A 26313-nucleotide genomic window follows, 5' to 3' on the forward strand; every position below is an offset into this window, starting at 1 on the left:
TTCAGGGTTAGATGAGGAAATTGCTTATTGAGAAGTAGTTTTGAGCTTGGATTTGTTTTAGTGTCGCCTTTTGATGAAAATGAAAAACATCAGGTTGAGCTGATTTTTGCATTCATTTTTTCCAGAGTATCGACCTCAGGTGAATAATGCTTATTATCTCCCATCCTGACCCTTCTTGAGATCTCAATCTCCATCTGCCTCATGAAATCATCCACAGTATTGCCCATGAGAATAACAGGCAGACCTCTTTTTTCCATCTCATCGAGAACCATGGAAGCATTATCACCTGAACGGAACTGCCGCGTTGGTGCCTTGAGATTCATTGCAAACGGATCGATCGTGCGGCCACCAATGAAAACCTCATCTATGTAGCCTTTCTCAAAAAGGTGGTTCAGGTAGTTCACAAAAGAAAAGGACCTGCCCCTGCGCTCATCTCTCAGGTATACAAACGGAAGTATCTTGTTCTTTCCGACAAGCTGCTGGCGTATCATCTCAGTGCTTTCCACATCGTTGACCTCAGCTGCATTGAAGATCGTACAACCCTCAAGTTCCATCCAGCGAGGCTGCATTGACCTTATATAAGAATCCAGCTCCTCAAACGGGATCGGAACACTGCCAACCTCCTCGAGAACGTAGTTTAAAGAATGTACAGTTTCAGAACCCAGAAGACCCCTGTGCTCATCAGGAACCACCACATTCCGGACAGTAGCCCCGCGCTTCTCGATCTCTTTTTTCATGTAATCCTGCAAAACCTCATTCTGCTCACAATTGATAACAACAGTACCTTTCGGGATCGAACGGGCAAAGGCTCGTGCAATTTCACTCTTATCGCTGCCAAGTGTGGAAAGGTGGTCCTGCCTTACATTGGTGACCACCACAATATGTGGTTTTACAAATACCTCATTGACCATCCTTGTGGTATATTCAGTAATGGCCTGGTTTTCAAAGATAGCAACGTCCTTCCTTTCATCCGGGGAATAGGACTCGATCATAGGCACGAACTCCTGATACCCATGGATGTTCTCATAAAGCGTTACATTGGGACCCATTCTTTCGATAGGTATCGAAAATCCATTGATGATAAGATGAGGACGGTTTCCTGTAACTTTTGCCAGGGTATTGTAACCGCGCCTTGTAAATATCTCAGAGAGACGGTGAACAGTGGAAGACTTACCGCGAATTCCCACCACATCAATGCGCATATCGGTCATTTCCAGAAGGTCACGGTGCTTGACACCTCTTTTTAAGAAGCAGTTAAAGCAACCAAAAGGACCATGATCCCCAACCTTGAGAGTCAGCAGGTCATCACTTTCATCCATTACGAAAACCTTGAGCGCACCGATCATATCCAAAAGTAGTTCTTTACGCATCTCTTTAGCTTCTTCATGAACCTCGAAGTGCTTTGCACTGCATGCAATGGTATTGCCACTACAGAATGTCAGGTGCCAGTCCTTAGCATCAGCATTGGTAATTTCCATTGAAGGGACCTCGTCAAGGCTGATATCCTGATATGCATCTATTCCCGCAAGTTTTGCAGCCATTGCACGGACACGGTCTACTTCCCTCCAGGCTTCGGATGAGCTTGAGAACATCTTTCCGCTGTAAGCAAGGATCTCCTCCTTATTCCGCAATCTCCACGTCCATCCACCGGACTTATTGTATATCTCATAAGTTGCCCGTTTCATTCATCTTCCTCCGAGAACAGTGAAGCATTCCATACATGCTCATCCAGCGGTTTGGGAACCCAGTTGTATTTTACAAACGCTATTGAGATAGCCGCTCCCAGAGCAACCACAAGTAACTGGGCAGCACCAAATTCATGGAACAGAACCTGTGGTTGTCCTTCTCCAAGAGCCCTTGCAAGAACTATAAGCGGTGCCAGCAAAGATAGCTGCAAAGGCACGAACAATTTTCTCTCTGCAGGAGGAGTTACATGAAGGTTATATGCATTCAAGCCCGCGATCAAACCAAGGAAGAATATCGACAGGCCACGCGATATCGGGAAAATGAGTGCTAATGGAATTGTTAACAGCAGAGAAATACAGGTCCCAAGCCCGATAAGGTTCCTTCCATAGAGCAATGTTGCTTTTTGTATCAGACTGATACCAATAAAAGAAGCAAAAAGATTGACAAAATAAAGTACAAAGAACCACTGGTTCTCAAGTGAGAATATCGCAAGTATAGCCATTGAGACAACACCCACACGTATCCCGGCAGTCTTCCTGACAAACTCCGAAAGTACCAGGGAGAACATGAAAAGGATAAATGCAGAAAATCGATCGATGATCGCAGGTGCAGGGTAAGTATCAACAGCTGCATTCTTTAAGACTGCCAGATCAGATGTCGGGCTAAAAAGAATTGCCGGGGTAAGACCACCTATTGCTTCGCTGACAGCGGGGTCCACAAGTAACCAGGCTGCTGCCAGAAGTCCAATGAATATGCATACAGATGCTGATATATCATGTAACCTGTACTCCGGCTTGATCCTGGAATAATTGTAAGCTGCAAGTCCCGGAAGGATGCTGCCAAAGAACACGACATCGGTAAGGTCATAGCCTACCCCTTTCATAAAAAAGAGAGCTATAACAGGCAATACAGAACCAAGCAACAGTGTTGCAACAAGCTCATCCCTTCCATAGATCATGGTCTTCTTCTGCAGGTAACGAAGCCCCAGATAAGCAATTATGGCACCTGCGAGAAACAACGGAAGCATAAGGAAATTCTTGCACGTATAGACCGCAAGGACCGGTACGACTATGACTCCTCCAAGACGGTAACCGAACAACTGGGTCAGGAGTATGACCGAAATAATCCCAATTAATGCAAGTAACACCGCGAGAAGCATAATCAATAGATGATTTGGGATTATATAATAAGTCTGGTATGTGAAATTGCATAAAGAAATTCAGTCAAATATCTGCTCTTTTGTGGATTGGTTTTTTAATGAAAACACAAGTCCTGAGCTTTCATCCACCACCCTCTCAGCTCTGACAAAACTCCCTTTGATACCAACATTCTCCCCTTCATACCATGTCCCAAACACCCGGACATTGCCATCTTTTGAAACCGGGCAGATCCCCGAATAGACAACAATAACAGAACCTTTATCGCTGCGGACAGTGAAAACACTTTCATATCTGCCGAATATTTTCCCCAATACGATACCTATCGGAATTCCAACAAAGGAATTTGCCTTCTCATATATCCTTGAATCACCAAGTACCAGACCCTCAAATTCCTCCTGGGCAGAAGTTATTTTTGATGCTTTTATACCTCCAATATCCTTTACCGGGATCAAAAATATAACTAAAACAAGTAAAGCTATCAAAACCCCTGAGAACAATTGTCCTATGTAATAGCTATAAGCCAGTATTGCCACTATCAATGCGATCCCAATGATGATCTTATTATCTGAAATACTACCCATTTAATCACCTGAACTCATTATTTGTACACGCCCTCGCCGGTAACTACCTGACCTTTTACAGTTACCCAGCCATCCTGTTCTCCAGTAAGTTCTGCAAAAATACGGTCATTGTAACCATTGTAGCTCCAGCCATACACCCACCACTGGTTCAGGCCTTCCATTCTCACTGAGATCCGTACATTGTTGTCAGAACTTGTTTCATAATCCGCATAGATACGGCTCTCATATTCGTAGAACTGAGTTTCTTCTCCCCGGGATACAGGATGTGCAGGATCGTACACCGTCATCTCCAGACCATACTTTGGGCCTAACATCGATTCGTTCCCAAAAGGACATATAGTATTTATTTCCGGCTCCACCTCTAGGTTCATCCCAAAGCCAAATAGATCCAGAACCGGAGTTTCATCCGAGTATTTATCAGAGGTCATCCACTCATCTTCAACACTAGGATCATTTACAGGAGCATCTTCAGGAACCGCAACAGGATACGAATGATAGGTCGGGACGATCTCATCTGCACTAATACCAAGCATAGGACCGTACTCCGTATCGACAAGACTAAAATTCCACCCTTTCGGCATATTATGAAGGTTCTCAGAAATTAGACTTTCAGCAACTACTGACCTGTTTTCAAAGACAGGAACCGGCAGGTAAAATGTAACATTTTCCAGTGTAGAAGTGGTCGAAATAATTACATTATACTCATAGTCGCTTCTGTAACTGTCCTCATAGGACTTTTCACCGCTGTAAATTCCTATAGCAGCAATTACAACCAGCACTAAAACAAAAAATAAAATAACTCCTGCTGCCAATTTCCCAAACCAGTTCATAAGCAATCACCAAAAATATGCCATCCCGTTCAATAATCAAATGCTAACGAAGGGTTTGTGAGGATAAGTAGTTCTACTTCCCCCACAGGTAACAGATATCCATATACCTCATCCAGCTTTGGGTTTGAAGGGTCAACACCGTATGTCTCATTATATCGTTGCCTTGCATCCGCTTCGATCGCAAGCATTTCCTCTTGAGTTATGACCATATCATAGTCCTCCCCTTCCACCATACCTTCAGGAGGCACTCCTGTTTCAGTTACGATTAACCTCACATCACTCTTCAGCACAGTACCCTCCAGATAATGAGGAAGTTGCCCCTTTGCAAATTTTATATCGTTCTCAGAAATGTTGTATTTATGATAAAGCTCCTGCAATTCATCATCATTATAACTTATATCCGCTGACGTATTGCCATCTTCACCGTGATCTAAACCCACAGCCAGAATAACAATCGAGCACAATGAGATAAACAGAAGAAGTGCTGCCAATACTTTTCTCATATAATATACACCCTTAAAAATCCATAAATCTGCATCGGGCAGCCGACCAAAAAGACCGGTTGCCCTAATGTCAACATCAGTTCATCGATCCTGCGATTTCCAACAACTCATCCTTATCCAGGGAACCAGTTATCGTCAGATCGATGCCATCCACATCCCATCGAAGCATTTTATTTCCATAAACTTCGACAAAGTCCCCGGGAGAGCCATTGACATCAACACTCTCGGAACCAGAGAACTCCGTTGGTCCGGGAAAACCGGATTCATAGAAAATTTCAGTTATATGAAGATTTGAGTCGTCATTTTTGTACATCAGGGTTACTCTTTGCAGAACCTGACTCCCGGAAGTGAACTCACTGTTATCGAACAATGATGCATGGTCGAACTCGTAACCCTCTGGCACATAGGACGGGAGGAGGATCTCAAAATCTGCTTTTTCCTGTGCTTCCTCTAATGTAATATCCTCAGGAAGTGCAAACTCATTCATGTCAATGGTAGTAACTTCTGCACCTTCAGGGATATCGAACTCGAATACTTCATCTGAAATACCGGTATTCACCTGCAAATTGCGGACCTCTGCTGAAATAATTACATTTCCATCAGGATCATATATATCATACTTCAACGGCATCCAGGTCTCTTCGTCAACCCAGACCTTGATATTGCCGGTAAATATAGAACCGGATGATTCTTCCTCTTTTGGCCCCAGGGTCATTATGAAAGTATTTCTACCGTCGATCTTTTCCATTCCGGAAAAAGAAACATCACTTTCATTAAGGAAATTCGCAATAAGACCAGCATAATTTAGTTCCTGACCCAGATCAACATCCGGCATTTCCATGACTACGACCGAGTTCTGCCGGGGATCATATGTCCACATGGTCTCACCATTGGAAACAACAATTGTACCTGCCTGTTCTGCAGGCTGTTTAGTGAATGACCTCATCTTCTCTTTTTTCTGAACCATATCCTGCTCCATAACGGATTCCTGGCCCATGAGTGACATTGTCATATACAACGTGAATGAAGAGTCCTCAATAAGGTCATTTTTCTGTTGCATTTGTTCTGCGATCTCTTCTGCTGAGACCTGATCATCCACACACCCTGCTGATAAAAATGCAGAGAATACCATAAGGAAAATAAACAAGATCTTGGTTCTTTTCATATTGATCATCACTTCAATTCACGACATATTTTATGCCGGAAGGTTTATGTTTGAATTTTACAATGTAAGTAAACATAATAAAAGTTTTGCTTCTGAGTGAAAATTAATTGGAGAAAGTATTTTAATTTAAGAATAAGAATATCCGGAAGAAGTTGATCATGCAACGAAAAGTAGGAAAAACATTAGGGATCACAAGCGGCCTGTTAGTGATCATCACAGGTGTATATATGTTTGCAGTTACAGTCGGCGGTCTAAGAATAGGTGGAAGCGGCATAATATATGGGGTGCCTTCTGTATTTGGAATTTACGACCCCGAAATTATCATGTCAGGATTCTGCCTTTTGATAATGATCTTTGGAGCGATGGGGATTGCAGGAGGAATATATGCTGAAAAGGATCATCGGCTTGCAGGCATATTAATGATCATACCAGGCATCTTCGGATTTGCATTACTAAGTGTGATGTGGACACCGATTGGGGCCATGCTTATTCTGGGAGGGGGACTGACCCTAAGGTCGGGCAAATGAAGACTTCCGGGATAAAATCAATATTTTCCCGTCAATTTGGCGATAGCCCTGTGTACACCATGAATGCTCAGATCACTGCCTAAGTACATCATTGGACACCTGCCCGTAAAACAGGTGTGTTCAGCACATAATTCCCGTACGGCAGGCGTATCGGTTCTCCAGTGGATCCAGGTATTGACAACACCCTTTTCAAAGAGTTCCTTCATTGCATCTGCGGGTTCCATTGTTGTCAGCCCTATCACTGCATTCTCAACACCATCCGGGACTTCTCCTACGGACTTGATAGCATCCAGCCCCGGCCTGTCGGAAAGATCTACATAATGGACAGTTTTACCACGCTTTTTCATCTCATTGGCCGCCCACTTGATCGCAGGTTTTGTTTTGTCATCTACCACGACATACTCATCTGCATTCCAGAACTCTGAATAATCCATTCCCATATGTAGCACTCCCCGCATAATAAAAAATAATTGATTTATAATAAAATGTAATTAATTGCTTAAATCAATCTTATACCTCGTCCTTTAAAATACCTTCTATTTGCTTTTTTGTCAGGTTCACACCCCTTAAATTGCCTAATATTACACAGATCTATCCGAAAAATGCAAAATATCTTGTCCTGAATAATAATCTCCAGTGGAAATGAGGGGGTTTATGCGGACGTACATCCGCTTTCTCATTAATGGACAATGCTTTCCTAACCCGGTATGTTTATTAATAACATATAGAATCCTTACAGATAACAATGGAAACCAAAATATAGCACATACAAACAACTACGTACCTGTTAAAACAAAAAAGAGGAGATAAATTGGATCAGATAAAAGAGTTCTTCAAAAGAGACAAATTTGCAGAATACATCAACGCCGAGCTTCTGGAAGTCTCAGAAGGATACGCAAAAGCAAAAATGGACATTCAGGAACACCACCTCAATGGGGTAGGCATTGTACAGGGAGGAGCAACATTCACCCTTGCAGACTTCACTTTTGCAGCTGCTGCCAATTCCCACGGAACAGTTGCAGTTGCCATAAATGCAACAATTTCCTTTGTAACAGCTGCAACCTCAGGAACCCTTATAGCCGAAGCACAGGAGACCTCAAGGAACCCGAAGATAGCAACCTATACAATCGAAGTTACCGATGACAACAGAAATACCATTGCCATCTTCCAGGGAATGGTATACAGGAAAAAACAGACATTAGAATCATTTATTGGTCAGGCGTAAGGATTCGACCTCGTCTTTTTCCAGATGTTCGAGCCCAAGCAGGAATTCCTTCAGCACCCGGTGATCGTCCACTATTTTGTCAGCATTGATAATGCTTTCTTTACTGACATAAGTAGGCACACCCACACAGAACATACCGGCCCTGTTCGCAGCCTCCACGCCCATTGGTGCATTCTCCACCACAAGGCAATCACTCCGGTCAATATTCAACATCTCAGCAACTTTAAGGAAAGGGTCGGGTGCAGGTTTTCCATTTTCTACATCCTCGCCACTGAGAACAATGTCGAAAATACCATCGAACAATCTGCCAATAACATCATGCACGATATTCCTGTCAGCACCTGAGACCACTGAAAGGATGAAACGCTCCCTCAATATCGGAAGGCACTCATCGATTTCCCTGAAAGACTTCAACACAAGTATCCTTGCAAACTCTGCCCTGTATCTTTTTATCAGGCCATCGACATCAAAATCAAGAGGATCGATCCCTTCCTTCTCAAGCAGGAAACTGACGATCTCTACGGTCTTCGACCCTTCTTTGTCGTAGATGTCCTGTTTATCCATATTGATGCCCAATTCATCAAAGATATGCTGCATAGCCTCGGTATGGTAGGACATAGAGTCCACCAGCACACCATCCATATCGAATATCAGAACTTTTAGCACAACTTACACCTGGAATAGATAAAACTCTAAAAATAATCAGGATCCATGTTTAAATTAACATAATTTACTGATGTGAACAATAATAAAAAGCATACACTGTAAATGCAGATATATCTGAAACATATACAGACACGATCTGCCCTACAATTATTTTAACCTGATCTCGTTCTCATGCTTGTGAAGAGCCATCTCGATATTGGACTTTAGGTCCTGTTCCTTGAACGGCTTTGAGATGTAACCATAAGGTTCGGCGAGTTTCGCCCTTTCGAGGGTCTTATCATCAGTATATGCTGTAAGGAAGATCACCGGGATATCAAATTTTTCCCTAATCTTTTCAGCTGCCTCAATGCCGTCCATTTCACCTCTGAGCATGACATCCATTAACACAAGATCAGGATAGAATAAATCCGCTTTTACAATAGCATCCTCACCTGAAGAAGCCGTGCCGACTACGGAATACCCCATCATTTCAAGCTTGTTCTTTATGCTTAAAGCAACGATATTCTCATCCTCGACGACTAAAATATTTGCCTGTTTCATCTTGTGACCTTCATATCCTTCCTTTTTCATCAAACATTATAGTAAAAGCTGTCCCAGCAGTGCAATCCATAGTAATGGACCCTCCGATCTGATCGACCAGCGTGTTCAACAGCTGTAAACCCAATGAAGTACATTTCTTATAATCAATACCTTCAGGGAATCCTATACCATTATCAGTCACGATTAGTATAAATTTATTTTCATTCCCATGATGTAGATCAATGTATATCTTACCAGACCTTTCCTTAAAAGCATGCTTCAAAGAATTGGTTATCAACTCGTTTATGATGATACCAAGAGGGATCGCCGTATCCATACTCAAAAAGATATCCTCTACATTAAGCTCCAGTTCAATATCCTTATCAACAGAATACGAGCTAATAAGTTCAGCTGAGAGCTTCTGTATATAATCAGCAAAATTGATACGTTCCATATCCTTTGACTGGTATAGCTCCTCGTGTATCAGTGACATCGACATAACACGGGTCTGGCTATCCATAAAAGCCTGGACTACAGCTGCATCATCAAACTCCATACAACAAAGGTCGAGCAAACTGCAGATTATCTGGAGGTTGTTCTTTATACGATGATGGATCTCCTTTTTACGCATCATCTCGACCTCCATCAAAGCCTTTTCTGCATCCTTGCGCTCAGTAATATCATGTATAGTGATGATGATGCGTTCCTTTCCGCCAATTATCGCGGATCTTGCCATGACATCGGTCCAGAATAGATCACCGCTTTTTTTCCGGGCCTGCCATTCAGCATTCGCAAAACCATATTCAGATGCATGATCGATCAACCATGTGGTCTGTTCCAATGAATAAAGCGCCTTACCCTGTTTTATATCCTCAGCGGTCCTGCCCATCACTTCTTCCCTTGAATAACCAGACATCTCACACCCCCTGTCATTGATGTCGAGCATCCTGTAGTTCTCCCTTTCATGGATAGTGATCCCATCAAGAGAACCATTAAAAACAACACGATATTTTTCCTCAGAGCTTTTAAGCGCTGCCTCTGTATTTCTGAACTCGGTCACATCTTCACCGGAGCATAACAGACCTTTGATCCCGCCTTCATCATCCCCCAGAACCACAGTATGCCATGCAATGATCCATTCATCCCCCGTTCCGGTTACAATACTGCTCTCTGAATATTCCATAACGTTCGTATCGCCATCCATTAGTTTCGGGAAGGCTTTTCGGCCCTGTTCACTGAACTCTTCTGAAAAACCCAGATCATACCATTTTCTCCCAATAATATCGAACTCCGGGCGACCGAACATTTTGCAACCTTTCTGGTTGATACTTATCACATTTTGATCACGATCGACTGCAAAAATGATTACACCAACTATATCAAGATAATTCTGGAGCTTGTCCTTTTCCTTTTTGAGCAGGTATTCAGCATGTTCCCGATCGGATATATCCCTGCATATACAAAAATAGGCATCTTTTCCATCCCATTTACCGGGACTTACTTTCACTTCAACAGGAATGGAGAAACCGTTTTTTGTGAGCATGGGGATCGAAAAGGAAGCATGGGGATCGAAAAGGACCACCTTAATGGCTTTCATGACCTCACTACGATCTTTTTCAGAATGTAACTCTGGTGGACTTAATCTGCGAAACTCTTCTAGAGTATAACCCAATCTATCAAGGGTCTTTTTGTTGGCATCGAGGATGTTACCCGCCAGATCTACCACAAAAAAAAGATCTTCAATGCTTTCAAACAGAGTCTGCAGGTCTTTTTGCCTTTTTTCCAGTTTCATTTCGGACCGGATCCTTGCAATGAACCCGCCGATTTGTACAGCAATGGCTTCCAGGGAATCCTGGATTTCAGAAGGTAATGCATAATGGCTATGTGAAGCAACGTTTAGACTGCCTATCACTTTACCACCGTACGATATAGGAATAATGCCACACCCACGAAAACCATTTGTAAAAGAATCGTCAGGGACGTTATCCATAAAATCAGAACACATCCCATAAAAGACCAAACCTCTTTCGAGGATCTCATGTTGATGTGAATCAGCACCATAATGGGAATTTCTGCGGATGAACTCCTCTGAAAGGTTCTTCTGCATTACAAGATATATCTCACCGGTATCCTCATCGACGAAATATATGCCACCGCAATCAATGATCCCAATATTAAGGGTGGTTTCCAGCAACCTTTCAAGACTGGTGAGAAGATTACTGCTGGAACACAAGGCAATGCCTATATCTCGCTGGATACGCAACAACTCATCAGACACGGGAACATTTATGTAAGTCTCTTTCTCCGGCATGATCCCAAACCCTTTCATACTAATCCCCACAGTAAAAACACAGGTACTGAATATTAAGTTACCGAAGTGCATATAAATGGATCTATTTTCCCAGAGGGAAATTAATTATTAATAGAAAACCATTATAATTCTCCGTGATACTATGCCAGAAAACGTTGAAGCAAATCCTATAACTTCATGGAATCCGGAAAGCAAGCATCCGAATATCTCTGAGACCGCATACATACATCCCCAGGCAACAGTCATCGGGGCAGTTTCCATCGGTGAAAGAGTTATGGTCGCACCCTATGCCTCCATAAGGGGAGACGAGGGGTTGGACATCAGGATCGATGACCAGAGCAATGTGCAGGATGCAGTTGTCCTTCACGGCCGCCAGACCATTGACCAAAATGGCAATCCGATAAAAGAGAACCAGGTAGAAGTTGAGGGGAAGAATTATTCGATCTACATAGGGAAGCGTGTCTCTCTTGCCCACCAGGCACAGGTACACGGACCAGCTGTTGTTTTCGACGATGTGTTCGTAGGAATGCAGACATTTGTCTATAAGGCAACGATTGGAAAGAACTCAGTACTTGAACCAAAAGCCTGCGTGATCGGTGCGAATGTCCCGGAAAACAGATACGTACCTGCAGGAGTTACCATCACATCCCAGAAAGATGCAGACAACCTGCCTGAAATATACGAAGGATATACATTTGAGCACACCAACCAAGAGGTTATTGAAGTAAACGTAGAGCTGGCAGATGGATATAACCAGATGAAATAAATAAATAAATAAATAAATAAAGGTCAGGGCCCGCTCACGTACGGGTAACCTTTTGCTTTCCACTGGCTTATGCCACCAAGCATGTTATACACATCAGTATAACCAGCATCAACAAGAATATTGCTTGCTGCAGCACTTCTTACACCTGTGCGACAGTAGACAAGTATCGTTTCATCCTGGGGAACTTCGTCCAGCCTTGAGCCGAGTTCGTTAACATCGATGTTCACAGCACCTTCAATGTGCTCAGTTTCGAATTCATTGACAGTACGAACATCCAGCAGGAAAACATCCCCGGAATCGATCATCTCTTTTGCTTCCTGTACCGATACATCCGTGTATCCTGCAGTGGCATTATCCCCATCCACCTGATCTGACATACCAGGGTCAGCACAACCTAAAATGACAACGGAAACTACCAGAATTGCTAAAACCAATACAATTTTCTCAGAGATCATATTCATTCATCCTTCCCTCTGCAAAAATAATCACCTTCAAGAGCGAACTGACCATAAACATAACATTCTTTACAGAGACAAACCACCTTTTCAGGAACAGGTGACTTATTACCCCTTGCACAAAACATATACCCTTCTCCCGGGGATGATGGACAATGTTTACAGTTACAGGCTTTGGAATGATGATATGAGGGGCATATCCCAAAGTATTTCCCGCCGATCTTTTCTCCTTCAATATCAGACATCATTGATTCCCATAAAAGATATGGGAATAACTTACCTTTATGTTTATCTGATGATCTTTTGTGCGATCAAACCGAGGTGATCCTCGTGGAAAGGTGCAATATCCTGTTTTTTAAGAACATGGAATTTGGCATCAAATTCCTTTTCCAGCTTCTTGACCTCTTCCTTGAACACCTTTCCGGGATTTGCCACAGTATCAATGCTCCTTGCCTTGATAGACAGGAGAAGATGGCCATCTCCTTTAAGGAATTGTCCGCAATTCGCTGCTGCGATCTGTGCCTGGTTAGGCTGTGCCACATCCTGGAAGACCACATCGACCTGTTCAACGATATGTGCATATGAAGCGGGATGGTTAGCATCTGCAAGAATCGGGATTATGTTCGGTCTTGTATCACATAACTGTATCAGTTCCCTCATGGTTCGCGGAGAAAATTCCACAGCATAGACCAGTCCATCGGTGACAATATCGGAAACGTGGCTTACAGTTGTTCCGGATGCTGCGCCCAGATACAGGACATGGGAATCATTTTTGATAGGAATGCTCATCTTCTTGAGAACCATGGCAGCAAGCTTGCTCCTGCGGGCATCCCATATACGATACTCATCCCCTTCAGCCTCTACGAGTCTTTCCCCATAGACAGCTGAACCGGGTACTGCGTTCTTTGTACCGATGAACCTTTTACCACTTTTCTGTACTTCGAAAATGCCATCTGAAAGTTCTTTTACAGCCATTTAACGCCTGCCCCCTGGATTTTTATTCCCCTTGATCCGACCTTTTCCGGAAGGTTTCTCCCTTGCAGGAGGTTTGGGGTTGGAACTTTTTATTGAATTTACCTTCTTCTCAAGACCGACCTTTATAGCAGGGCTCAGTTCTCCTGAATATACATCTGTGCGGCAGGCCAGACTGATCTTTGCAGCCAGTGCACGTGCGATCTTACCCCTCTGCCACCACGGAGAGTTCTTGATGAGTGGATGATTGAATATCAGGCCGTGCTTTGGAGAGGGTGCACGTGACCGTAGGTGCTTGAAGAGTGCCCTGCTGGCACCCATGACCTGCACCGTGCTGGAAGGTAATTGTGAAAGCCTCCCAAGGCCACCTGTCATACTGATCAGGCGTGCACCAATGAGAGGACCTGCTATATTGGTAAGGTTGGGAGCTATCTCTTCCATGTTCCTGAGAATGCTTTCCTCAATATTGTGCCGGTTATCATAAAGATCACATATGTTCGAAGCAAACTGCTTCACAAGTTCCTCATCAGCAGAAGGAAGTTCAGCACCCATGGAGGATGAAGCCTTATCGAACATCGGGTCATCAGCAGGTATGTTGGAACGTGCACCATGCTCTTTCACGAATCTTGCAAGCTGCTCTGAATTTAATCCCAGTTCCGGGAAATGCAGGCCATACCACTCGGACAGGCGCTCAGAAAGTGCATTTGCTGCATCATCGATATCATCCAGTGCTTCAACTGCCTGAATGATACGCATATCCGGCGTGTTGGTTCGGGAAATACGCAATTTCCCTGCACGAATGCTCACATCACGAAGCAGGGAATCGTATTCCCGGTCATCTGCCACAAAATCGAAGGAAATCGCCGGAGCGCGGATATCAAAACCTGCTGCAGGGGGCTGTGAACCTGCTACATTTCGTTGAAGCAGGCCTTCTGCAAGCTCCTCGACGTCCTTATTGAAAAGTTCACAATCGACAACAACATTTTCCTCAAGGGTTAGGATCCCATACCATGTAATGATCTTCAAATCAATCCTTCCATATTTTTGCACCGGAGTTGTTCGCACGTGTCAGGACAACGTTACCGCCAACGGTCTCATCCAGGAAAAGCTGTGCTTCCTTTCTTATCTGTTCAGCTATACGCCTGTGGTCCACAACACCAAAAACCACAGGCCCAAAAGAGCTCATACCTGCACCTGCTGCACCAAGGTCCTGCATGAACTCGATAAGGTCCCGCACAGCCGGTGACTGCAAAGCAACCTCCCGCTTCTTGAAACCAACTGTCTGCAAATGGTTCAGAGCCATCCCGAAGTTCTCAATATCGCCCTCTATGATCGAAGGCATCATCTGCATCAGCACAACATGACTGACTTCCTGCACTTCCTGAAGAGGGATAGGACACTCTTTTTTGAATATATCCACTTCCTGTGCATCGTGTGCACCCTTTGAATCCGGAAGTGCCAGTATGATGTCCCAGTCAGGAAGATCGTTCCTGAAAATCACCGGCGCAGGGTCCGCCCTGCTGGCAGATGAAGGAGAAAAGGAACCTTTCTCACTGAACTTATGACCACAATCAACAAGGAAACCGCCATTCTCAAAGGAAGCAACCCCTATACCGGAGGTTCCACCTCTGCCAACCCTGATAGCAAGCTCTTTGACGCTCATCCCGAGCCCGTAAAGTTCGTTCACTGCTGCTGCAGCGCTCAGGGCGATCTGGGTACCTGATCCCAGGCCAACATGGGGGGGCATGTCCTCTTCAACATGAACCTTTATTCCCTCACCTTCGGGAAGTAAAGCTTCTACAGCCCCATAGACCCGGTCTGAAAGACTCGAACCACCTGTTATTTCGATCCCATCGTGCTTTTCAGCACTCAGTGTGATGTTAGGCGAATCAAGGGTGATCCCTACGCCGCCATCTACCCTCCCGATCTCTGCATTCATGTCTATAAGAGACAGATGCAATCTGGATGGGGATCTTATTTTTATCATGCTCGTTTATCAGCGTTCATAATATTAAACACTAGCACCCGAACGGGAAGAGCGTTTGTTTTTCACAAACCACCACCCTGTCCTCAACACTTCCCTGCTGAATATGAACATCAGCAGAGGGGGAATAAAAGAAGCTATCCTGAACCGAATATCGCCTGTCATTCTCACATCAAGCTGCTCATCGAAGAACTGTGGAGTGACAGAATAATGGAACTTCCTGCAGCAACTGTGAACGATAGAGGCCAGAGTGTGAAGATATCCGCAAAGCATCCCCGTATCTGCAGGGTCAGGTAGCCCATAGGCCAGATCACAGGACAATTCACGGATATGTATACTGGAAAAAATACCCTTCAGCAGACGAAAGATATTATTTTGGATTCCGTAGACCATTCGACCCTTTAAGCGAATATCATCGAATGACTCACGTAAACCGGATCCATCCTCGCTACTACTTTCGCTACTACTCTCGCTACTACTCTCGCTACTACTCTCGCTACTACTCTCGCTACTACTCTCGCTACTACTCTCGCTACTACTCTCGCTACTACTCTCGCCATAAGCCTCTTTTCTACCCTTATCATCTTCCCTACTACCATCTTCACCCACCTTATCCAATGGCTTGCTTGTTGGGACTGATGCTTTTTCAGAACCTTTCTTTCGTGGGAAACGCATCGACAAAAAACTCCACTTCACATCTGCTCTGCTATCAACGCCATTCAGGTTTCCCTTTACATTGAAAACAACGTCTATCGGGGCGAACAACACAAGCCCCACTAAAAAAATAATGCAAAGGCTAAGCGAGTAGATGAGAAGTGACATATTCAACTGCTTACGGCATTAATCAAAAGAGAGATCACAGGATCACTCTTTATCAACATCTTCCGGAACATCACTTTCACCGCCATGTTCCTTCCCTTCACTTTTTTTCATCTTCCCTTTTGCGGATTTGATCTTCTCAAAAACTTCCGGAACAGCTTCGATCAGCTTCCCGATATCACTCTTGCCGGAAAGGGTCAGCAGACGCACACCTTCTTCTTCGATCACGATGAAAGCAACCGGCTCGATCTTAGCACCACCGCCGCCACCGCCACCGAATCCGGATTCATTGCCGTCTTTTTTGCCTTCTCCGCCACCACTTCCAAAACCGAAAGAAACCTTCGTGACAGGAATTATGGTCTTATTCCCGGCAACTACTGCATCTCCGATTACTGTCTTTGCGCTGACCAGATGTTCAAGCTCACTGCTCACTTCTTTCATGAAATCTTCAAGACCCATATAGAGAACCTCCCCATTATCCTGAAGCCGAACCACAGGCACGACCACAGTTCATGGATTTTAATCTATTAAAGAAATTATGGGAGACTACAGTATAAATGTATTCCCATGGGAACTCCTGACAAAAAGCAAAAGTAGCTTTACTGCCCCTCGTTATCCATAAAGAAGTTCATCAGTGAATACTTCACCTTCTCAGGGTCCACGTCCACGAACTCGCTCCTTTCTGCAGGCGGGAACACATCGAATACCGCGAATTTCCCAAATTTCTGCTTTGAATCGGTCAGGAACCTGCCATCGAGAAGTATGCGTGCACCGTAATCCTCAGGGGAACGGACAACCCTGCCCATGGCCTGCCGGATCTTGCGAATGGTCGGTACCTGTATGGCATATTCCCAGCCAGCACCGTAACCAAAAACATGATCATACGCCGATTCCACTGCATTCATCCTGTCATTGAGTGCCGGATAGCCCACTCCTACGATAATAACAGTGCGACCCCTGCCATCGCGGTAGTCTATACCTTCGCTTAAAGTTCCCCAAAGGTAAGACATCAGCACAGCCTTTCCACCGGACTCACCTATAGAAAAGAAATCAGTCCTAACTTCCTGGGAAGAAATGCCGACCTCATCAAGGAAGATAGGCACATCTATACCTGGTTCCAGTTTTGAATAGAACCTCTTTGCCTCAAAGGAGCTCTGGAAAAAGATGATAACGTTGCCCTTTGAATGCTCAATTGAATCCAGAAGGACCTGTTCCAGCAACTCAACTGTATGTGGATCGTCACGATTCTTGGCAAAGAGAGGAGGGATGGATACTGCAATTGAAAGGCGCTTTTCTTCAGGGAAGGATGTGCCATAGGAGATCTCACAGGTTTCCCGTGTGATCCCAAGTGTTTTCTTCACCATCTCGAACGGATGAAGTGTAGCTGACATCAGTACCCCTGAGAACAGGGAATTGAAGAGCGGTTCTGTAACGTTTTTGGGAATACATGTGAACAGTTCCACACGACCGTATATCTCATCGTTCATATCCCTGCGGACGTTCAGTATCGGGTAGTAGTTAGGATTGTGGGACAGCTCCAGATAAGCTGAAAGGAAGTCTGCAACATACCGAATGTGAGAGCGCTTCATAACACCAGTCAAACCTTTCTTGTACTGGTCACGGTAGGTCTCATCAAGTTTCGCCCCGATCTCGCTTGCCTCTGAAAGAAGTATCTGTATCTCATCCTTGTCACCGAAATCTTCCTTTGCATTGCGAAGGAACCTTGCGCGTACGATGTCATTGCGGTCATAAGGATCACTGATACGCATGTCATACCAGTTCTTCCTGACACGCTCACGTTCACCGAACTTGAACCTGGAATTATAGGTCTCAGTAATAACATCCTGGAAAACTTTGAACAGGTTATGGATATTGTCATCTGCCAGAAGGTCGATGTTGGCTTCAAGTTCTGCCCTTGCTTTTTCAATAGAATGCTCGGTCAGGGAGATAGATGAATGGGAACGCGCTGCAGATTCGATATTATGCGCTTCATCAAAGATAGCGATGACATCCTGGGGCTCCTTTTCCAGCCAGCCCAATACAGTTGAGAAAATATCCGCATTCAGCACATGGTGATAATTGCAGATCAGGAGGTCCGCGTGCTTAAGCTCACGCTTTAGTAATTCATATCCGCACATGCCGTTCTGGAGAGCATGGTCATTGACCTCTTCGGGAGTGCGCACTTCTTTAAAGAGCCAGTCACGGAACTTTTCACTGTCAGATCTTAGCACTTCATAGAGATCGTTACAGGATCGATCACGCATGCCTTTGGCCTTCTCTTCCAGAGCATCAAGCTCTTTTGCAAGTTCATCGCGAAGTGCTACAAAGGCCTGATCATGGGATTTCTTATAGCTTTCTCTTGCCGACCTGAGCTCCTGTCGCTTAAGATGCATTTCCCGCTCGGTTTCCATAAGCTCGAAGGTGTTCTCCCTTTTGACAGAACACTCCTCATAATCTGCCTCATGTGGACACATTGTGGTCTTTCCTTTCACAATAGCAACCTTGACATCGCGTATCTTCTTGATGTCACGAGCTTCATTGATGAACTGGACCATCTGCTGATGTACATTCGTAGCTATAATGACAGTCTTATCAAGCTGTTTACCCACGTGCAGTGATGGTGACAGAGCACTCAGCGTCTTGCCAGTCCCGCATGCGCCCTCAAATAGTACGAACTGCTTCTGGAAAAGGGCAGAGTGGATCCTATCCATTGCCTCCTGCTGGTTATTATAACATGAACTTTTTGGGAAATATTTCATATACGCGGGATTGTCACTCATCGCACACCCTATGTATTCACCCTACTTTAATGGTAGTGATGGATCTTCACTCCAGAGGTCTTACCGATACAATATCCTCTGCAATAACGCGATCTGTAGTACTATCAAACACCTTAACCGTGATCGGACTTCCTTGCCTGAACCCATAGTTGTTGGAAGTATCAGAGTAACCTCCGACACTAACCCGGACCGTTGAAGCATCCGTGCCATTGATACTGTCATCACCATTAAGCACCAGGAACTCACCGGCAGACCACACACCATCGTCGATACAAGGATTGTTGCTCTTGTACGTTGCACATGTGCCGGAAGGGGTCAGATCGAAGTATTTGGCAATTACTTCCCCGTAAACCTTGAAGCCGCCATGTCCCACTTTACCGACATAGCTGCTACCATCGCCACTGAGAACCACAAAAGTGGAATCAAGGTCCAGCGGGTCTCCGCCTTTGTGTTCAAGAATTACAAAATTCTCTTTATACTGCACTGCATTCGGCACGCCACCAACAGCATCTTTGACCTCTATCATCGCCATAGGTGTGGAAGAGGAAATGCTACCAAAGACACCATTACCCATTACTGCTGCTGCTACTACACCTCCTAGAAGCACGGTCAGCAGGACCAGCAGAAGCGCTCCGATTATTGGTGCCACCGCACCATCGTTTTTTAGGATCGCTACCATAATTTCAACCAAACGGGTAGACAGCAGAGGAATATTAAACAATTTTGTCAGACAGTTGCTATATATAATATAAGAACTTGAATTGAGCTCTTTTTTTGAAAATATGCGAACATAATTATTGAAAATTTTGGAATTAAATGGCTATGTATAGCCGGAAATTGACAGTACCGATTTTAATACTTTCCTAAAAGTGAAAAGTATGTTTGGATAATCGATACCTTTTTATCCAACTTATTTAATGGGTATATTGCAAAATTTGCAATTAATACAAGTTAAACCAACTTGAATAGGAGAGAATAATAATGGTAGCAGTAATTAACAGAGATGAATGTGTAGGATGCGGAACATGTGTAGATGACTGCCCATCCGAAGCAATTTCAATGGACGGCGACAACATCGCTGTAGTAGATGCTGACGAATGTCTTGACTGTGGTGCATGCGTGGACTCCTGTCCAACAGATGCAATCACAATGGAATAAGCCTGCTTATTCCATTTATATTTCTATTTTTCATATCGCTTCTTTGTATTGTTTTTTCCATACTGATCATTTCAAAATGTATATTTCATATTGAGTATGACCAGATGAGTTACGTTTCAAATCTGATCGTACATTTAAAATAAATAACACCGTTGGGCGAGTGCTAACTTTTTATACCCACACCCCAAAATAAAACCAGAGGATGTTATTCATTGTGGCGATAGATTTAAAGCATTGACAACATTAGGAGTAAAGATCATCATGTTAGTTGTATTATCAGTAGGTGGATCCATACTCGCAAAGGACCTGGATCCTGAGCATTTTGTTGCTTATGCTTCCGCACTCAGGGAACTGGGACGTGAACACAAATTAGTGATCGTTACCGGTGGCGGTGTTGCAGCAAGGAATTACATAGACGTTGCAAGAAGCGTCGGAGCAAACGAAGTAGTATGTGATTTTATTGGAATTGACATAACAAGACTGAACGCCCAGCTCCTGATCGCAGCACTTGGAAAAGATGCGTATCCTGAACCACCTACCAGCTACAAGGAAGCTGAATCTGCCCTTGCATCAGGGAAGATCGTGGTAATGGGAGGAGTAATTCCGGGACAGACCACAGATGCAGTTTCCGCAGTTCTTGCTGAATATCTCAATGCAGACATGATGGTGATCGCAACATCTGTCGATGGCGTATATTCAAGTGATCCAAGAGAAGATCCGGACGCCAAAAAATATGATGTAATGACAGCAAAGGAACTTGTCAGCGTTGTAATTTCAACAGAAATGAAAGCCGGATCCAAATCACCTGTTGACCCTCTTGCTTCCAAGATCATCGAACGCTGCAACATCGACACCATCGTAATGGATGGAACTGATCCGGAAGATGTACTTCAGGTCATACTCCAGGAATGCTCAAAAGTCGGCGAGATAACCGGAGTGCGCCTTGGCACACGTATAATCGGCTGACCTATAAAGGCTAAGTGCTGATCTGATGATCAATAACTTTTATTGATCTTAAAATGAACTTGTGATGGTGAAAGAATAAAATCCATTACAGGGAAGCATCTTTTTTTGGAATATTTTTATATAATAGCATGGTACATCTATATTAATACATATATGTTTGAGGTTAAATTTACAGTCTAATTATAGCAGTCCGTGAAAATATGGCTGGATTCAGTAATAAATTGAAGAATCTTACAAAGGGAATTCTTCGAAAAAAAGGGAGCAACGGACAGGAAGGTTCACCTTTCGATTCACAAGCGTCTCCATTTGATTCGCCACAATCCCCTTTTGCAGCAGGCCCCCCTGATTTTGGTGATGCCACTAATTCTCCCGGAGGGACTACTTCGGGATCACCTGCAGGTCCGTCTTTTGGAGCTGCATCCTCATTTCCGTCCCCACCAGGTGCTGGCGGACCGGGTGGAGAAAGCCCCAAGGAAACTGAATCTGTTGACAATAAACAGGTCAGCGAGAATGCCGAAAAGATCAAAGCGCTTGAGACCAAGCTCTCAAAAGTAGACACGGCGATCTCTACAGTACAGAGAGAAAGCCAGAGTGTGAAAACAACAGTCGAAAAGATAGACCAGAGCGTACTGGAACTACTTTCTCTTTACGAGCTGGTTTCGAATCAGGTAAATCCTTTTGTTGGAGATGAGCTTGGAGGTCGTGCCACTATTGAACGGTTTGACAAAGCTGAAAAAAGGATAGCTGAAGTTGCAGATTTTGTAATGATGCTCCAGAACGAAGTAGAAGGACTTAGCCAGAGCATGCAGATGCCAGGACTTCCTGCTGAAGCAGAATCAAAAATCGAGGATATAACTACAAAAATGGACGTTTTTGCAGATTCTCTCGTCACACTTCAGGAAAGCGTTACGGAGATCTCCTACCAGGTCAGGGATGCATATGAACGACAAAAGCAACTTGACATGGACATCGTGGATATTGCACAAACAACAAGCACCTTTGCAGGCAGGATAGGTGAACTTGAGAAGATCGACCTTTCCGAACTACAGGAAAAAGTGGAACAGGCAATTCTAAAAAGATCGCAGGCGACCAATGGTGAGCTTTCAAACCAGACCGATGAATACGGGGAACCGATCCGTGAAGGAAAGCAAGCAGGCGAGAAAGCACCTATAGTGCGTCTGGAATCCATTAAGAAGAACCCTATGAGTGTCGTGGTCCTGCTGAACTGGATCGAATTCCTGATGGAACGCGTCGGCAGAAACAACCTCATGGATGCTCTTGATTATTATGTTGATATTGGCTGGATAAGTGAAGAGGTCAGATCAGAGATCATGGCCTATGCCAGAGGAATAGACTACTATGTGGAAAAACCCACATGGAGGCTTTTACCGGAAGACCACACAAAATCACTCCTATTCATCGAAAGGCTTTGCGGACGCAAGATCGACAGGAACATGCTCAGCATGGTCGACAGGGAAATGGCAAAAGTGAAGCATGGCCTGGAGGAACTTTATGGGATTTGAGACCACTGTTGTCATTTCCATATTCTTTGTCTCAGTCCTTGTCCTCGGCACAAACTCCTACGCTGTGATGAGCAGTTCAAATGATGTCATCAGCGATGCTGAAGACATAAGGTATGAAATGCAATATAACAAGCTCAACAGTGGAGTACATCTTGGTTCAATGACCTTCGACAATGAAAGTTCCATATTGATGGTCGAGGCAACCAACAGCGGGAATATTGTCCTTGATTCCGATGAGATAAGTATACTTGTGGATGGATATCTCCTGAATTATGACTACTATCCGGAAACTGCAAAATGGTATCCGGGAGAAACAAAGATCTATGCAGTGGAAGATCTTTCCGGATCTGCCAGTAAAAGAGTGAAAATTGTCACCGATAGTGGCGTATCCGGGTATATAGGTGGTGTTCCGGGAAGTGGAAATGGTACCATTCCAGACATCGATTGGGATATTGACCCACCTGAAGGCAACACCGAGGAGATCATTACAATCGATTCAATGAAAAGTGACAAACCAAACTCAATATTGATAATCGAGGCCACTAATCACGGAGATGAAGTACTCTATGCAGATGAACTAAGCACACTGGTAGACGGAAAAGTCAAGCTCTATAGTTACTCACCAGACACGAGAACCTGGTATTCGGGAGAAACGAAGACCTTTGCGATCGAGGGTGTTTCAGGATCTCGCTATATGAAAGTTGAGATCATTACCGATAGCGGCATATCCGCATCTTTCAGCGGAGTTCCGGAAAAATAACGAAGGGTAAATAAATAATAAATAATTGAACTGAGATTATAATTACTGGATCATAAAAAGGTGTACAGATGGCATTCCTAAAAAGATCAGATAACTCCAGCTTTATCAAAGACAGGAAGGCTGAGACTGCAATTACACACATGATATTTTTCATAGCTGCCATCCTTATAGCTATGACAGTCATCGTAGTCATGACTTCCAATGTCCAGTCACTTACAGGTGCTACTGCATCAAGTAGCAAGGTTCTGTCAGAACAGATAAAGACAGATATAACCATCATCAGTGATCCGGAGATCATACCATACAACAGCACCTCAAAAGAGTATACATTCTATGCTAAGAACACTGGCAGGACTGATCTGGATACCGAATACCTTGATGTATTCATAGACGGCCTGTATGTTGATCAGGAAAACCTTGAAATGGACTTTTTTGACCAGGATGTACTCTGGCGACCCGGAGATACCCTAGAGATCAATATGAAAGTCACAACTGAGATGACAGAAGGCGATCACAGGATATTGATAGCTGCGGAAAACGGAAAATCCGACTCAATGGATTTCAGAATATAAAGAGGAAATATGTCATCAATTCGTTCTTTTGAAATTTCCAGAGATGAGTTCAATGGAAAACTTGGAGGAGGATTCCCAAAGGGCTCCCTCATCGTGATCGAAGGAGGTAGCGGAGGAGGTAAAAGCACCATATGCCAGCGAATCACCTATGGCATGATCGAGGAAGATACAAGTGTTACCTTTATCTCCACACAACTCACAACAAAGGGATATATCAACCAGATGTACTCACTTGACTATCCGATCGCACCACATCTGCTGAAAGGGAGACTGCTCTATATTCCGGTAATACCACTTATGCAATCTGCAAAGTCAAGGATCGATTTCATTGAAAGGTTAATGGGTGCAGAAGAATTATTCGAGAAGGATGTCATAGTAATAGACACAATATCTGCCCTCATAAAATACAGCGCAAACGCTGAAAAAAGCCTGGACCTGATATCGTTCTTCAAGAAACTGAACGGAATGGGAAAAGTAATAATCCTCACCATCGAACCCAGTGAGCTGGGTGAGGAACTGGCATCTATGTTCCGCTCGTCCTGTGATATTTATATGACACTTCGTTCAAAAGCAATGGGTGCTGAAGTAAAACGTACAGTTGTAGTGAATAAGTTCACCGGAGCAAAAGGTCCTGTGGGACAGATGATCGGCTTCAGGATCGAACCAAAAGTAGGACTTGTCGTCGAAATTGCATCCGTTTCATAAAAAGATAAGCTGAGGTATATTAAGTGGAAGCTGAGTATCAAAAAGCATTACAAAGAAACCCCCATCTGGGAGTATATATACAGGACTTTGTAAAAAGGACAGGCAATAACCCTGAATTCGTGACCAGCCTCTCAAAAGATATACAGGACGATGAATACATCAACCTGATACTCCCTGTGGGAGACCCTGTTTTCATTCACCTTTATGGGACCGCTGAAATGGGGGAGATCGGATACTATACAATAGAACCTCCTCTTAATGATCTCGAAAAAGCGAAGTATGATGCTATAATGGACCTGATCCTTGAAAGGTCTGCAAATGAGCCTGTACCAAAGAACGAAGATAAATTGAAGGAACTCATTTCAAAGCTTTTGAACGAAGCAGTTGAGATTGGTGCCGGCGGTCAGATCGCCACTAATGAAAAGGTAAATATAATCGAAAAACTGATCCCGAAACAAAAGACAATTCCGGTCACCCAGCACGAGTTCAACAATCTTCAGTATCATATTGAGAGAAATATCATTGGATCCGGACCTATAGAACCAATAATAAGGGACCCCCACCTTGAGGATATACACAGTATCGGCGTAGCCGGGGTCTTTATCGTTCACAAGATACTGGGCATGATGCGAACAGATCTTTCATTTGGAAATGAAGAAGGTCTTGACCACTGGCTCAGAAGTATGAGTGAAAGGATCGGCAGACCTGTAAGTGATGCCAGGCCTATCGCCGACGGTGCACTTCCTGACGGGTCCCGTATCAATATTATTTACAGTCTTGATGTCAGTAAACGTGGAAGCAGTTTCACTATGCGTAAGTTCAGTGAGGTTCCGGTAAGTATTATCGAACTTATCATGTGGGGAGCTATCAGTTGTGAGATGGCCGCATACATGTGGATGTGCCTTGAGAACGGTATGAGTGTCTTCTTCAGTGGAGAAACTGCAAGTGGTAAGACCACCATGCTAAACGCATGCCTTGCTTTTGTTAACCCGAAGTCCAAGATGTTCACCGCAGAAGATACCGCAGAGGTGCAGCCACCCCAGCCAGTCTGGCAACAGTTGATCACCCGTGAAGACGGACCACCTGACTCAAGGGTCGACACTTTCGCACTCCTGAAAGCAGCTCTCAGATCCAGGCCGAACTACATCATAGTTGGTGAGATACGTGGTGCAGAAGGAGCTGTAGCGTTTCAGGGAATGCAGACAGGTCACCCTGTAATGGCAACTTTCCACGCATCTGCTGTCACAAAGATGATACAGCGTCTTACCGGTGACCCGATCAACGTCCCGGTCACTTTCATTGACAACCTCAATGTCGCAATGATATTGCAGGCAGTATATCGAAAAGGGAAGTTCCTCAGGCGTTGCCTTGCTATTGAAGAGATTGAAGGATACTATGAAGATGCAGGCGGAGTCGTTACAAGAGCCGTCTTCCAGTGGGACCCGGATACTGACACTCATAATTTCAGAGGTCTTAATAATAGCTTCATCCTTGAGAACAAGATCGCGACAAAGCTGGGATATGAGGACAAGAGGCAGATATACAGCGACCTGATGTTGCGGGCAAGGATACTGGAAGAAATGAAAGAAAGAGGAATCAAGGACTACTACGATGTTCTTGAGATCATTATCAACTTCTACAAGTATGGTGTTGAAGGACTTCCTTTCGCAATATGAGGAG

At 44.1% G+C, this 26313-nt stretch carries 29 protein-coding genes; 10 read left to right on the forward strand and 19 right to left on the reverse strand.

Going from position 1 to position 26313, the window contains the following annotated elements:
• Positions 1–89: 89 nt before the first annotated feature.
• The 6 genes from E7X57_RS01740 to E7X57_RS01765 all read right to left on the reverse strand — a co-directional run bounded on the left by E7X57_RS01740 (position 90) and on the right by E7X57_RS01765 (position 5925).
• On the reverse strand, positions 90–1685 hold the full coding sequence (locus tag E7X57_RS01740; protein ID WP_135609903.1) for a Mur ligase family protein: 1596 nt from the start codon (positions 1683–1685) through the stop codon (positions 90–92).
• Positions 1682–2845, reverse strand: a complete 1164-nt coding sequence (locus tag E7X57_RS01745; protein WP_135609905.1) for a poly-gamma-glutamate biosynthesis protein PgsC/CapC — start codon at positions 2843–2845, stop codon at positions 1682–1684. Before E7X57_RS01745 ends, E7X57_RS01740 begins: the two co-directional genes overlap by 4 nt.
• 60 nt (positions 2846–2905) lie before the next feature.
• On the reverse strand, positions 2906–3427 hold the full coding sequence (locus E7X57_RS01750) for a hypothetical protein (protein WP_135609907.1): 522 nt from the start codon (positions 3425–3427) through the stop codon (positions 2906–2908).
• Positions 3428–3444: 17 nt separating this feature from the next.
• On the reverse strand, positions 3445–4257 hold the full coding sequence (locus E7X57_RS01755) for a hypothetical protein (RefSeq protein WP_135609909.1): 813 nt from the start codon (positions 4255–4257) through the stop codon (positions 3445–3447).
• A gap of 29 nt (positions 4258–4286) precedes the next feature.
• Complete coding sequence (locus tag E7X57_RS01760; protein WP_210409018.1) at positions 4287–4760, reverse strand: hypothetical protein; 474 nt, start codon at positions 4758–4760, stop codon at positions 4287–4289.
• 76 nt (positions 4761–4836) lie between these two features.
• Positions 4837–5925: an outer membrane lipoprotein-sorting protein gene (locus E7X57_RS01765; protein WP_167880852.1), complete on the reverse strand. Its 1089-nt coding sequence runs from the start codon at positions 5923–5925 to the stop codon at positions 4837–4839.
• Positions 5926–6083: 158 nt separating this feature from the next.
• Here E7X57_RS01765 and E7X57_RS01770 point away from each other — a divergent pair, with 158 nt between their 5' ends.
• Entirely contained in the window at positions 6084–6452 is a 369-nt protein-coding gene (locus tag E7X57_RS01770) for a hypothetical protein (RefSeq protein ID WP_135609913.1), read from the forward strand.
• A gap of 17 nt (positions 6453–6469) precedes the next feature.
• Here the strand turns inward: E7X57_RS01770 and E7X57_RS01775 are convergent, their stop codons facing one another.
• Positions 6470–6892, reverse strand: coding sequence for a hypothetical protein (locus tag E7X57_RS01775; protein WP_244603562.1), 423 nt, complete (start codon positions 6890–6892; stop codon positions 6470–6472).
• 371 nt (positions 6893–7263) lie between these two features.
• Here E7X57_RS01775 and E7X57_RS01780 point away from each other — a divergent pair, with 371 nt between their 5' ends.
• Positions 7264–7677, forward strand: a complete 414-nt coding sequence (locus E7X57_RS01780; protein ID WP_135609915.1) for a PaaI family thioesterase — start codon at positions 7264–7266, stop codon at positions 7675–7677.
• On the opposite strand, the gene E7X57_RS01785 is transcribed toward E7X57_RS01780, so the two are convergent.
• The 3 genes from E7X57_RS01785 to E7X57_RS01795 form a co-directional block, all read right to left on the reverse strand.
• Complete coding sequence (locus E7X57_RS01785; RefSeq protein WP_135609917.1) at positions 7657–8343, reverse strand: HAD family phosphatase; 687 nt, start codon at positions 8341–8343, stop codon at positions 7657–7659. The two genes, E7X57_RS01780 and E7X57_RS01785, sit on opposite strands and share 21 nt — an antisense overlap.
• 147 nt (positions 8344–8490) lie before the next feature.
• The gene (locus E7X57_RS01790) at positions 8491–8883 is read right to left on the reverse strand and encodes a response regulator (protein WP_135609919.1); all 393 of its coding nucleotides are present in this window, start codon (positions 8881–8883) and stop codon (positions 8491–8493) included.
• A gap of 10 nt (positions 8884–8893) precedes the next feature.
• Positions 8894–11191: a PAS domain S-box protein gene (locus E7X57_RS01795; protein WP_167880853.1), complete on the reverse strand. Its 2298-nt coding sequence runs from the start codon at positions 11189–11191 to the stop codon at positions 8894–8896.
• A gap of 124 nt (positions 11192–11315) precedes the next feature.
• On the opposite strand from E7X57_RS01795, the gene E7X57_RS01800 reads away from it, so the two are divergent.
• Positions 11316–11939 (forward strand): carbonic anhydrase, encoded by a 624-nt coding sequence (locus E7X57_RS01800; protein ID WP_135609923.1) that lies wholly within the window; start codon positions 11316–11318, stop codon positions 11937–11939.
• Positions 11940–11962: 23 nt separating this feature from the next.
• Here the strand turns inward: E7X57_RS01800 and E7X57_RS01805 are convergent, their stop codons facing one another.
• From E7X57_RS01805 to E7X57_RS01845, 9 genes are all read right to left on the reverse strand, one after another.
• Entirely contained in the window at positions 11963–12394 is a 432-nt protein-coding gene (locus E7X57_RS01805; protein WP_135609925.1) for a rhodanese-like domain-containing protein, read from the reverse strand.
• A 2-nt stretch (positions 12395–12396) separates the two neighbouring features.
• Positions 12397–12639 carry a DUF2769 domain-containing protein gene (locus tag E7X57_RS01810; protein ID WP_135609927.1) on the reverse strand — a complete coding sequence of 81 codons (243 nt, stop codon included), beginning with the start codon at positions 12637–12639 and terminating at the stop codon, positions 12397–12399.
• A gap of 43 nt (positions 12640–12682) precedes the next feature.
• The gene (locus tag E7X57_RS01815) at positions 12683–13369 is read right to left on the reverse strand and encodes a fibrillarin-like rRNA/tRNA 2'-O-methyltransferase (protein WP_135609929.1); all 687 of its coding nucleotides are present in this window, start codon (positions 13367–13369) and stop codon (positions 12683–12685) included.
• Positions 13370–14392, reverse strand: a complete 1023-nt coding sequence (locus E7X57_RS01820; RefSeq protein WP_135609931.1) for an NOP5/NOP56 family protein — start codon at positions 14390–14392, stop codon at positions 13370–13372.
• 1 nt (position 14393) lies between these two features.
• Positions 14394–15353 carry a beta-ribofuranosylaminobenzene 5'-phosphate synthase gene (locus E7X57_RS01825; protein ID WP_135609934.1) on the reverse strand — a complete coding sequence of 320 codons (960 nt, stop codon included), beginning with the start codon at positions 15351–15353 and terminating at the stop codon, positions 14394–14396.
• 24 nt (positions 15354–15377) lie between these two features.
• On the reverse strand, positions 15378–16115 hold the full coding sequence (locus E7X57_RS01830) for a DUF2953 domain-containing protein (RefSeq protein WP_135609936.1): 738 nt from the start codon (positions 16113–16115) through the stop codon (positions 15378–15380).
• Positions 16116–16214: 99 nt separating this feature from the next.
• Positions 16215–16628 (reverse strand): GerW family sporulation protein, encoded by a 414-nt coding sequence (locus tag E7X57_RS01835; RefSeq protein ID WP_135609938.1) that lies wholly within the window; start codon positions 16626–16628, stop codon positions 16215–16217.
• A gap of 140 nt (positions 16629–16768) precedes the next feature.
• On the reverse strand, positions 16769–18949 hold the full coding sequence (locus E7X57_RS01840; RefSeq protein ID WP_135609940.1) for an ATP-dependent DNA helicase: 2181 nt from the start codon (positions 18947–18949) through the stop codon (positions 16769–16771).
• 46 nt (positions 18950–18995) lie between these two features.
• Entirely contained in the window at positions 18996–19628 is a 633-nt protein-coding gene (locus tag E7X57_RS01845; protein WP_167880854.1) for a type IV pilin N-terminal domain-containing protein, read from the reverse strand.
• A gap of 302 nt (positions 19629–19930) precedes the next feature.
• Here E7X57_RS01845 and E7X57_RS01850 point away from each other — a divergent pair, with 302 nt between their 5' ends.
• The 7 genes from E7X57_RS01850 to E7X57_RS01880 all read left to right on the forward strand — a co-directional run bounded on the left by E7X57_RS01850 (position 19931) and on the right by E7X57_RS01880 (position 26309).
• Entirely contained in the window at positions 19931–20107 is a 177-nt protein-coding gene (locus E7X57_RS01850) for a 4Fe-4S binding protein (protein ID WP_135609945.1), read from the forward strand.
• Between the two features lie 261 nt (positions 20108–20368).
• A complete protein-coding gene (gene pyrH, locus E7X57_RS01855; protein WP_135609947.1) occupies positions 20369–21073 on the forward strand; it encodes a UMP kinase in 705 nt (234 codons plus the stop codon).
• A gap of 200 nt (positions 21074–21273) precedes the next feature.
• Positions 21274–22596 (forward strand): FlaD/FlaE family flagellar protein, encoded by a 1323-nt coding sequence (locus E7X57_RS01860; RefSeq protein WP_135609949.1) that lies wholly within the window; start codon positions 21274–21276, stop codon positions 22594–22596.
• Positions 22586–23356: a hypothetical protein gene (locus E7X57_RS01865; protein WP_135609952.1), complete on the forward strand. Its 771-nt coding sequence runs from the start codon at positions 22586–22588 to the stop codon at positions 23354–23356. The genes E7X57_RS01860 and E7X57_RS01865 overlap by 11 nt, the downstream gene beginning before the upstream one ends.
• Before the next feature lie 68 nt (positions 23357–23424).
• Entirely contained in the window at positions 23425–23928 is a 504-nt protein-coding gene (locus tag E7X57_RS01870; protein ID WP_135609954.1) for a flagellin, read from the forward strand.
• 9 nt (positions 23929–23937) lie between these two features.
• Positions 23938–24633 (forward strand): ATPase domain-containing protein, encoded by a 696-nt coding sequence (locus E7X57_RS01875; RefSeq protein WP_135609956.1) that lies wholly within the window; start codon positions 23938–23940, stop codon positions 24631–24633.
• 23 nt (positions 24634–24656) lie between these two features.
• Positions 24657–26309, forward strand: coding sequence for a type II/IV secretion system ATPase subunit (locus E7X57_RS01880; RefSeq protein WP_135609958.1), 1653 nt, complete (start codon positions 24657–24659; stop codon positions 26307–26309).
• Positions 26310–26313 lie beyond the last annotated feature (4 nt).

The sequence above is a fragment of the Methanococcoides sp. AM1 genome (assembly GCF_900774055.1).
In the GTDB taxonomy this organism is placed as follows: domain Archaea; phylum Halobacteriota; class Methanosarcinia; order Methanosarcinales; family Methanosarcinaceae; genus Methanococcoides.

Bases quoted from the DNA above. Each gene is read 5' to 3' on its own strand.
- E7X57_RS01740 (WP_135609903.1), bottom strand. From the start codon at position 1,685: ATGAAACGGGCAACTTATGAGATATACAATAAGTCCGGTGGATGGACG.
- E7X57_RS01745 (WP_135609905.1), bottom strand. From the start codon at position 2,845: ATGCTTCTCGCGGTGTTACTTGCATTAATTGGGATTATTTCGGTCATA.
- E7X57_RS01750 (WP_135609907.1), bottom strand. From the start codon at position 3,427: ATGGGTAGTATTTCAGATAATAAGATCATCATTGGGATCGCATTGATA.
- E7X57_RS01755 (WP_135609909.1), bottom strand. From the start codon at position 4,257: ATGAACTGGTTTGGGAAATTGGCAGCAGGAGTTATTTTATTTTTTGTT.
- E7X57_RS01760 (WP_210409018.1), bottom strand. From the start codon at position 4,760: ATGAGAAAAGTATTGGCAGCACTTCTTCTGTTTATCTCATTGTGCTCG.
- E7X57_RS01765 (WP_167880852.1), bottom strand. From the start codon at position 5,925: ATGAAAAGAACCAAGATCTTGTTTATTTTCCTTATGGTATTCTCTGCA.
- E7X57_RS01770 (WP_135609913.1), top strand. From the start codon at position 6,084: ATGCAACGAAAAGTAGGAAAAACATTAGGGATCACAAGCGGCCTGTTA.
- E7X57_RS01775 (WP_244603562.1), bottom strand. From the start codon at position 6,892: ATGGGAATGGATTATTCAGAGTTCTGGAATGCAGATGAGTATGTCGTG.
- E7X57_RS01790 (WP_135609919.1), bottom strand. From the start codon at position 8,883: ATGAAACAGGCAAATATTTTAGTCGTCGAGGATGAGAATATCGTTGCT.
- E7X57_RS01795 (WP_167880853.1), bottom strand. From the start codon at position 11,191: ATGAAAGGGTTTGGGATCATGCCGGAGAAAGAGACTTACATAAATGTT.
- E7X57_RS01800 (WP_135609923.1), top strand. From the start codon at position 11,316: ATGCCAGAAAACGTTGAAGCAAATCCTATAACTTCATGGAATCCGGAA.
- E7X57_RS01805 (WP_135609925.1), bottom strand. From the start codon at position 12,394: ATGATCTCTGAGAAAATTGTATTGGTTTTAGCAATTCTGGTAGTTTCC.
- E7X57_RS01810 (WP_135609927.1), bottom strand. From the start codon at position 12,639: ATGTCTGATATTGAAGGAGAAAAGATCGGCGGGAAATACTTTGGGATA.
- E7X57_RS01815 (WP_135609929.1), bottom strand. From the start codon at position 13,369: ATGGCTGTAAAAGAACTTTCAGATGGCATTTTCGAAGTACAGAAAAGT.
- E7X57_RS01825 (WP_135609934.1), bottom strand. From the start codon at position 15,353: ATGATAAAAATAAGATCCCCATCCAGATTGCATCTGTCTCTTATAGAC.
- E7X57_RS01835 (WP_135609938.1), bottom strand. From the start codon at position 16,628: ATGGGTCTTGAAGATTTCATGAAAGAAGTGAGCAGTGAGCTTGAACAT.
- E7X57_RS01840 (WP_135609940.1), bottom strand. From the start codon at position 18,949: ATGAGTGACAATCCCGCGTATATGAAATATTTCCCAAAAAGTTCATGT.
- E7X57_RS01845 (WP_167880854.1), bottom strand. From the start codon at position 19,628: ATGGTAGCGATCCTAAAAAACGATGGTGCGGTGGCACCAATAATCGGA.
- E7X57_RS01850 (WP_135609945.1), top strand. From the start codon at position 19,931: ATGGTAGCAGTAATTAACAGAGATGAATGTGTAGGATGCGGAACATGT.
- pyrH (WP_135609947.1), top strand. From the start codon at position 20,369: ATGTTAGTTGTATTATCAGTAGGTGGATCCATACTCGCAAAGGACCTG.
- E7X57_RS01860 (WP_135609949.1), top strand. From the start codon at position 21,274: ATGGCTGGATTCAGTAATAAATTGAAGAATCTTACAAAGGGAATTCTT.
- E7X57_RS01865 (WP_135609952.1), top strand. From the start codon at position 22,586: ATGGGATTTGAGACCACTGTTGTCATTTCCATATTCTTTGTCTCAGTC.
- E7X57_RS01870 (WP_135609954.1), top strand. From the start codon at position 23,425: ATGGCATTCCTAAAAAGATCAGATAACTCCAGCTTTATCAAAGACAGG.
- E7X57_RS01875 (WP_135609956.1), top strand. From the start codon at position 23,938: ATGTCATCAATTCGTTCTTTTGAAATTTCCAGAGATGAGTTCAATGGA.